Source organism: Pseudomonas sp. NPDC012596, from assembly GCF_042902325.1.
Lineage (GTDB): Bacteria > Pseudomonadota > Gammaproteobacteria > Pseudomonadales > Pseudomonadaceae > Aquipseudomonas.
The window spans coordinates 162,786-170,707 of sequence record NZ_JBIBEB010000010.1; the positions used below are offsets into that span (position 1 = coordinate 162,786).

The window sequence follows — 7,922 nt, forward strand, 5'->3', positions numbered from 1 at the left end:
CCTTGCCATCATTCGAAAAAAGAGCCTCGCTTATGACGACTTCTGCCGCCACCTTGGCCTCGCCAACCACGCACGCCGCCGACCAACCCCAGGGGTTTCTGGTGCGCATTGTCGGCGCCGCCGCATTCGCCCACTTGCTCAATGACCTGATCCAGGCCGTGCTGCCGTCGATCTACCCGATGCTCAAAAGCGATTTCTCGCTGAGCTTCGCGCAGATCGGCTGGATCGCCCTGATCTACCAGGTGACCGCCTCGCTGCTGCAGCCCTGGGTGGGTATGTATACCGACAAACACCCGCAACCGTACCTGCTGCCGGCCGGCATGCTGGTGACCCTGGTCGGCATCGCCCTGCTGGCCTTCGCCGGCAGCTATGAGATGCTGCTGGTGGCGGCAGCGGTTGTCGGCGTCGGCTCCGCGACCTTCCACCCCGAAGCCTCACGGGTCGCGCGCATGGCCTCGGGCGGGCGCTTCGGGACCGCGCAATCGACCTTCCAGGTGGGCGGCAACACCGGGTCGGCCATCGGCCCCCTGCTGACCGCAGCCATCATCATCCCTTATGGGCAGTCAGCCATTGCCTGGTTCATGCTGGCAGCGGCGCTGGCGGTCTGCGTGCTGCTGCGCGTCACCGGCTGGACCATCCGCCACGGCCAGACCCACCTCAAGAGCTTTGCCGGGCAACAGGCACCCGGGCTTTCGAAGGGTGCCGTGTGGCGCGCAGTTAGCGTGATATGCGTACTGATGTTTGCCAAATTCGTGTATATCGCTTCGTTTACCAACTACTTCACTTTCTACCTGATCGAGCACTTCGGCCTTAGCGTGCAGCAAAGCCAGCTGTACCTGTTCGTCTTCCTCGCTGCCGTGGCATTGGGCACCTTCGCGGGTGGGCCGGTGGGCGACCGCATCGGGCGCAAGGCGGTGATCTGGGTTTCCTTCCTGGGGGTTGCGCCGTTCGCCCTGGCCCTGCCCTACGCCGACCTGTTCTGGACGGCGGTACTGGCGGTGGTCATCGGCCTGGTGATGTCTTCGGCGTTTGCCGCGCTGGTGGTGTATGCCCAGGAAGCCGTGCTAGGCCGCGTGGGCATGGTGTCGGGCGTGATGTTCGGGCTGATGTTCGGCATCAGCGGCATCGGCGCCGCGGGCTTGGGCGAGTTGGCTGACCTGCACGGCATCGAGTGGGTGTACCAAGTGATCTCGTTCCTGCCGCTGCTGGGTGTGGCCACCGCGTTGCTGCCTGCTACCCGCTCCAAAGCGCGCCCGAATACCTGCTGCTAAGATGGCCACGCTGAAATACGACAACATGAGGGGACCATGCTCAAGCCACTGAAAGACATGCTGGTAGAGGTGGATGAATGGACCTGGGAGGTCGGTAGCCGCGCTACCGACTACCCGCCGGACTGGTACATCGCGCCGCACTCGCACGCCAAGCATCAGCTGATCTATGCCATCAAGGGCCTGATGATCGTCGAGTCGCAGGCCGAGCGCTGGACCGTGCCGACCAGCCGCGGCATCTGGATGCCCTGCGGCCAGGAGCATGCCATTCGCTGCGTAGGCGATGTGAAGATGCGCAGCGTGTTCGTGCGCCCGGATGCTGCGGCGAGCCTGCCCCGCCAGAGCAAGGCGATCAGCATTTCGCCCCTGCTCAGCGAGCTGATCAAGGCCTCGGTGAACTTGCGCGGTCCGTTCGCCGAGGACTCGCGCGAGGCGCGCATCATGCGCCTGATCCTCGACGAAATCAGCGTGCTGCCAACCCTGCCGCTGAAGCTGCTGCACCCCAGCGACCCGCGCTTGCTGACGATCTGTTCTGCCCTGCAGCAACGGCCGGACGACCCCTCCACCGTGGCTGACTGGGGGCTGCACCTGGGGGTCGACGAGAAGACCATACAGCGCCTGTTCCGCAAGGAAACCGGCATGACCTTCGGCCAGTGGCGCCAGCAGGCGCGGCTGATGCAGGCGCTGGAACGCATCGCCCTGGGCGAGCGCATCATCGACGTGGCCGGCACGCTGGGCTATGACAGCCCCAGCGCCTTCGCCAGCATGTTCAAGCGCCAGTTCGGCACCACACCCAGCCAGTTTTTCAAGTAGTCGCTACGCGGCTCGGCCGGTACAGAAAACGCAGCCAGCGGACAGATCCCGCAAGCATTTGCGTCACGGCTCAACTTGTAACATTCAGTTTCATCTTGCCCCCGGAGAGTAGCGCAACCACGCACTCAACCGAGGCTCTTACCCGTGTTGCAACGTCTGTTCTGCTCCCTGTCCCTGCTCACCCTTGGCATCTCTGCCGCCCACGCCGCCGATGCGCTCGACACCCCGCGCCTGGCCGGCATGGACAACTTCCGCGACATCGCCGGCACCACTTCGGCCTACACCACAAGCCATGATGGCGTGATGCGTGCCGGGGTGTTCTACCGCGCCAACGCCCTCACCCCAACCGCCGCCGACCTGGCCGTGCTCAATGGCCTGGGCATCAGCGATGTCTACGACCTGCGCACCCCCAGTGAAATCGCCGCTACGCCCGACACCCTGCCCGCCGGTGCCTCGTACACCAACATCGACATCATCGGCAGCACCACCTCGGGCGCTGACATCACCAACATCTCGTTCACCAGCGCCGACCAGGCGCGGGCCATGATGCAGGAAACCAACCGCGCCTTCGTCAGTGATGCCGGCATGCGCGGGCAGTTCTCGGTGCTGTTCAACGAGCTGGCCAGTGCCGACGGCGCCGCCCTGTTCCACTGCACCGCCGGCAAGGACCGCACCGGCTGGACCGCCGCCGTGCTGCTGAGCATTGCCGGTGTCGACGACACGACGATCATGAGCAACTACCTGGCCACCAACGACTACACCGCCGCCCGTGTGGCCGCGACCCTGGCGGCCATGCCAGCGAGCATGGCGCAGGTGTATGCACCACTGCTGGGTGTCGAGGCCAGCTACCTGCAGGCCGGCCTGGACGAGGTCACGGCCGAGTACGGCAGCATGGACAATTACCTCAAGCAAGGCCTGGGGCTGAGCCAGGAAACCATCTACGTGCTGCGCGGCAAGATGGTGCGCTACGGCACACTGCCGGGCGAAACGGGCTTGCTGGGCAACGCTGGCGCTGGCGCGCAACTGCTGGGGCAACTGCAGGACACCCCCCTGTCGGGCACCTACAGCGCCTACAACTACTACCTGCAGTCAGCCATCGACGCCGGCACCCTGGGCGGCGTTGAAGCGACCGTGGGTGGCCAGGTGCACGCCGATGCCGCCAGCTACCTGCTGCGCCAAAGCGCGATGATCGACCGCGCCGCTTCGCCCTTCGCCGACGGCAGCGACCTGAAGGTTGGCCAGTCGCGCCTGTGGAGCACCGCGCTGGCCGGCTACCTGGGCACCGACGGTTCGGCCCACGCCGCCAGCAGCAACGAGCACAGCCAAGGCTTGATGTTCGGCATGACCCAGCGCTTCTCCGAACAGCTCAGCGCCCACGCAGGCGTCGGCTACAGCAACGGCAACGTCGGCGGCGCAGGCGGCGAGGCGGACACCGACCTGGCCTTCCTCAGCCTTGGCGCACGCTTCGCCCCGGGCGGCCTGGAACAAGGCCTGTTCATCGACGCCGATGCCAGCGCCGGCTACCTCGACTATGCCAGCAAACGCGAACTCGGCGGCGGCCTGGGCACCGCCAAGGGAGACAGCCACGGTACCCTGACCGGCGCCAGCCTGGCGCTGGGCTATCGCATGAACACCGCAGGTGTGGAGCTGGAGCCTAGCCTGGGTGTGCGGGTGAGCCGCGTGGACCTGGCCGGCTTCACCGAAAAAGGCAGCGAACTGGCGCTGCAGGTGGACGACCTGCAAGAAACCCGTCGCAGCGCAGTCGCCAACCTCAAGGCCTCCTTCACCCCGTTCGCCATGGGCAGCTGGCAGTTGGTGCCGGGGGTCGAAGTGGGCTACGAGCATGCTCTTGGCGACCACCAGGTCGACAGCGAAGGGCACCTGTTGGGGCTGGACATTCAGCAGCGCGCGGCTTTCGACAACCGCGACCAGTTCAACGCCGGCGTGAACCTGATGGCCCACCTCGGCGCCCTGAGTGTCGGCGCCGAAGTGGCGGCCTTGAGCGGCGGCGATAGCCATGGCGCCAGCGGCAGCCTCAAGGCCAGCTACGCCTTCTGAGCAAAAACCGAAGCCTTGCATGTGATCGCCGATACATGCAAGGCTGAAAAAGGAATACCCGTCACTGAACAGGAAGCTCATCACCCAATGTTTGGAATCACACGTATCCATCGCTACTTGCGCTCACTGCCTGCAAACCGAACTGCAGCCAGTGGGCGTGAAGTCAAAGTCAAACAGCGCGCCCGTCGCACCTCAAAGCTTGTAGACCTCCTGTGTAAACCCCGCTCCGTCCCGCCCTACCTCTGCGTCACCCCTGAGCGCCCACCTGTCGACCGTGTACCTCCCACCTGACGAAGCTGATTGCAGATTTGCGTCGTCGTCGCTTGTACCCACTGGCAAAGCGGCAAGGTCCACCCGTCAAAACAGGGAACACATCCATGATTTTTTTTCAGGGCAAACGTATTTTCAGCGCCATCTTCGACATGGACGGCACCATGTTCGACACCGAGCGCTTGCGCTTCAAAACGCTCAAGCAAGCTTCGCTGGAGATCTTCGGCAAGGCGCTTAGCGAGCAGACGCTGATCGGCTCGCTGGGCCTGAGCGCCAAAAAAGCCGAGGCACTGGCCAAGGCGCACAACGGTGAAGACTTCCCGTATGCGCAAATTCGCCAACGCGCCGATGAACTTGAACTGGAGCACGTGCGCAACCACGGCGTGCCGATCAAGCCCGGCCTGCTGGAAGTGCTCGAGCGGCTGCGCAAGTCTGGCCTGACCATGGCGGTTGCCACGTCCAGCCGCCGGGCCATTGCCGAGGAGTACCTGATCAACGCCAACGTGCTCAAGTATTTCGACGTCACCGTGTGTGGCGACGAAGTCAGCCAGGGCAAACCCCACCCGGAAATTTTCCTGCGCGCTGCCAGTGCGCTCAACTGCGAGCCGGGCCAGTGCCTGATGCTCGAAGACTCCGAAAACGGCCTGCTTTCGGCCATCCGCGCCGAAGGGCAGGCCATCCTGATCGAAGACATCAAACCGCCGGCCCCCGAGGTCAAGGCGGGCGCGTTCAAAGCCTACCGCAGCATGCATGAATTCCTCGCTGACCTGAGCGAGTGCGTTCCGCACCTGGGCACGCCAGCACTGCACGAGCCGTTTCCCGCCTCACTGAACCAGTTCCGCGTCGGCATCCATGGTTTCGGGGCCATCGGCGGTGGTTACCTGACCCAGGTGTTCTCCCATTGGGACGGCTACACCCGGCCGTGCGAAATCATCGCCGCCACCCGCTCGCGCATGCTGCGCGAAACCGTCAGCGCGTTCGGCAATTACAGCGTGCGCTACGGCGCCACCTCGTTCGACCAGGCCATCGACAACGTGCGCATGATCGACATGGGCGATGAAGACGCCGTGGTCGCGATGTACACCGCGGCAGAAATCATCGGCCTCAGCCTGCCAGAGCAGGCCATTCGCAAACAGGCCAGGGTCATCGCCAAAGGGCTGCTGCAACGCTTCGAACGCCGCGGCCGCGCGCTGACCATTCTGACCGTGCTGAACAAGATCGGCGGCGCCGCATTCGTGCGGCTGCACGTACAGGCAGAGCTTGAACTGCTGTGCCCACCCGCCATCAGCCAGCAGGTGCTGGAAAAGACCCATTTTGCCGAAACCGTGGTCAGCCGCATTGTTTCCAAGATCAGCAATGACGCACTGGTGCGGCAACTGCGCATCAAATCGCAGATGTTCCAGAACAGCCTGGAAGACGAGCCTGCGCAAGCCGGCAAACCCACCACGCCGCTACCTGAATACGAACGGTTGCTCGGCCGCTTCCGGCCCTTCGCCCAGTCCAGCAGCGTGATGAGCCAGCTGCACCTGATCCTGTTCAACAGCGAGCCCGACATGCCCCTGTATGTCGAGCGCGGCAGTGACCTGCTGGAGCGCTTGCGCCAAGTCAAGACCGTCGCCGACATCGGTTTGATCCAGCTCATCAAGAACAGGCTGTGGAACGGCCCGCACGCCATCATTGCCTGGTACGCCAGCGTGCTGGGGTATGACTGGGTAGGCCAGGGCATGGGCGATGCGCGGGTGAGTGCGCTGGCCGAGCGGCTGATCAACGAGGAAGTTGCGCCCGCGCTGACGGCCGAGCACCCACACATGGCAGACGTGATCCGCAGTTTTGCGCAAACCTTTCTGGAGCGCTGCAAAACCTCGTTCAAAGACCCCTGCACCCGGGTAGGCCGCGACCCGCTGCGCAAGCTGCAGCGCAACGAGCGCATCCTCAGTAGCATCGACCTTGCCCGCAAGCATGGCATTGCAACGCCCGGCCTGACATTGGGCGCAGCCCTTGCCGTGCACTATGCGCTGCGGTGCGCTGACAGCAAGGACCTGGAAGCGCAGCTGATGAAACGGCTATATCAGGCTAACGGCGAGAGCCTCGTGGCTGTGCTGACCCATGACGGTGACTACAACGGCAAGCCCTACCCCGGTATGGACGCGTCTGCTGACGCCGAACTGATCGCTGCTATCGCCGATCATTTCGAGCAGTTGCAGCAACTGCGTTCGTGCTCAACCACAGAAAAGATGGCGCTTGCCTGATCCACATGCAGGGTGGGGGCTAGCGCCCCCTGACCTGCGCAGGGCTCACGCCAAACGCCTGCTGAAAATACTGCGCAAACCGCCCGGCATTGCTGAACCCATGCTGTAAGGCCACCTGCGCCACCGAGCCACCCTCCCCGCTCGCCAGCACCCGCCGCGCCTGCTCCAGCCGCACCTGCCGTTGGTAACCGGCAATCGAAGTACCGGCAAACCGCTTAAAGCCATCCTGCAGCGCACGCAAACTCACATTCACCCGCCCCGCCAGGTCGCTGCCAGTGAGCAGGCTCAGCGGCTGCTCGTGAATATATTCCATGGCCAACTTCACATGCCTGGGCGCAATCGAAGGCATCGGGCTGCGCAAGGCCTCGCTGTAATTGTGCGGCCAGGTTTCCAGCACTGCATCGACCAGCATCTCCTGCAGCCGCACCGGCATCAGCAGGCCGCTGCTGATCAGTTGATCGAACTCAGCGCCGGTGGCCATTTCCAGCAACGCACGGACGCCTTTGAACGCCGCCACATTCAGGTCCACCACCGGGGCAAACCGAACTGGCGCGGCCAGTGGCCGGCCCAGCAACGCCGAAAGCCGTTCGGCAAACAACCCACGGCGAATCGACATCCCGCATTGGGCATGCCCCTCGGCAAAACGCACCGAACGGATGTCCAGCTTGTCGACCGCCAGGCCAACCTGCGCCCCGCCGATCGACTCGCCACGGTGATCGAAAATGATCTTGCCCGCCGTGGGCAGCACAAAGGTGATCTCATCCTGCGGCGTGGGCAAGGCGATGGTGAAGTCGCCCTGGTAGTGCATGCGCCGCACGCTCATGCCCCCGAAGCGGCCATACACACCGCCAATGGCGATGCCCTCTCCCAGTGGCGGCATGTCGGCATACAGGTTGCCGTGCAATTGCGTGAACAGCGCAGCGAAATCGTCGCTGCGCATGTTGTCGGACCGGAGCATGAACGTGTTGCGGCTTGTGCTGGCGTACACCGTGTCGCACACCTTGTGTCGGGGGAGGGACCCGCACGCTAGCAAGCGCACGTGACAGCCACATGACGCGGCGTCTGAAGGCCGGGGCCGCTTCGCGGCCCATCGCCGGCAAGCGCGGCTCCCACAGGTACTGTGCAGGCCCGGAGGCTGTTTGTATTTCTGTGGAAGATTCCCAGCCCATCGGGCTGCGCTGTCGCGCAGAGAACAAAGCCCGCGAGCGCGCCGCATACCCTGTGGGAGCCGGCTTGCCGGCGATGAGGCAGGTAAAGACTACAG

General features: G+C 64.1%; 5 protein-coding genes. 4 read left to right on the forward strand and 1 reads right to left on the reverse strand.

Annotated elements, in window-relative coordinates; genetic code table 11:
* Positions 1-32: 32 nt before the first annotated feature.
* The 4 genes from ACFY68_RS14450 to mtlD all read left to right on the forward strand — a co-directional run bounded on the left by ACFY68_RS14450 (position 33) and on the right by mtlD (position 6,658).
* Positions 33-1,271, forward strand: coding sequence for an MFS transporter (locus tag ACFY68_RS14450; protein WP_387528368.1), 1,239 nt, complete (start codon positions 33-35; stop codon positions 1,269-1,271).
* A gap of 36 nt (positions 1,272-1,307) precedes the next feature.
* On the forward strand, positions 1,308-2,081 hold the full coding sequence (locus ACFY68_RS14455; protein WP_387528370.1) for an AraC family transcriptional regulator: 774 nt from the start codon (positions 1,308-1,310) through the stop codon (positions 2,079-2,081).
* A gap of 144 nt (positions 2,082-2,225) precedes the next feature.
* Positions 2,226-4,139 carry a tyrosine-protein phosphatase gene (locus ACFY68_RS14460; protein ID WP_387528373.1) on the forward strand — a complete coding sequence of 638 codons (1,914 nt, stop codon included), beginning with the start codon at positions 2,226-2,228 and terminating at the stop codon, positions 4,137-4,139.
* Positions 4,140-4,516: 377 nt separating this feature from the next.
* Positions 4,517-6,658 (forward strand): bifunctional mannitol-1-phosphate dehydrogenase/phosphatase, encoded by a 2,142-nt coding sequence (gene mtlD, locus ACFY68_RS14465; RefSeq protein WP_387528376.1) that lies wholly within the window; start codon positions 4,517-4,519, stop codon positions 6,656-6,658.
* 19 nt (positions 6,659-6,677) lie between these two features.
* Here the strand turns inward: mtlD and ACFY68_RS14470 are convergent, their stop codons facing one another.
* Positions 6,678-7,598: an AraC family transcriptional regulator gene (locus ACFY68_RS14470; protein WP_387528379.1), complete on the reverse strand. Its 921-nt coding sequence runs from the start codon at positions 7,596-7,598 to the stop codon at positions 6,678-6,680.
* Positions 7,599-7,922: the final 324 nt, after the last annotated feature.

Excerpts from the sequence above, each read along its gene's own strand:
- ACFY68_RS14455 (WP_387528370.1), top strand. The coding sequence starts at position 1,308 with ATGCTCAAGCCACTGAAAGACATGCTGGTAGAGGTGGATGAATGGACC.
- ACFY68_RS14450 (WP_387528368.1), top strand. The coding sequence starts at position 33 with ATGACGACTTCTGCCGCCACCTTGGCCTCGCCAACCACGCACGCCGCC.
- mtlD (WP_387528376.1), top strand. The coding sequence starts at position 4,517 with ATGATTTTTTTTCAGGGCAAACGTATTTTCAGCGCCATCTTCGACATG.
- ACFY68_RS14470 (WP_387528379.1), bottom strand. The coding sequence starts at position 7,598 with ATGCGCAGCGACGATTTCGCTGCGCTGTTCACGCAATTGCACGGCAAC.